This window comes from Streptomyces beijiangensis (assembly GCF_017315755.1).
Classification (GTDB): Bacteria; Actinomycetota; Actinomycetes; order Streptomycetales; family Streptomycetaceae; genus Streptomyces; species Streptomyces beijiangensis.
Map to the genome: position 1 here is coordinate 1 of NZ_JAFLRJ010000987.1, position 262 is coordinate 262.

Below are 262 nucleotides of genomic sequence, written 5' to 3' on the forward strand. Positions count from 1 at the left end.
ACGCCGCCGGGCTTTGATTCAGCGCAGTATCGGCGCGGATCAGCGGGTTCTCGGCGGCCGCGTTGATCTCGACGGCGATGGTCCGCTCCAGCAGATCGGCGGCGTACCATCACGGCGGCTTCTACATGGCCCAACTCGCCCTAGCTCTGGACCACTTCAGGCTCGCCGTCACCCAGGTCGCCCGGCTCTCCACCTCCCGCCTCTCCGCACTCAACGAGCCCGCCTTCACCCGCCTCAGGCCCTTCCTGGCGGACAGCGAGGC

Annotated in this window: 1 pseudogene; it reads left to right on the forward strand. The window is 68.7% G+C overall.

Going from position 1 to position 262, the window contains the following annotated elements:
* Positions 1-95: 95 nt before the first annotated feature.
* Positions 96-262, forward strand: a pseudogene (locus J0695_RS40210) (aromatic amino acid lyase); the annotation flags it as partial.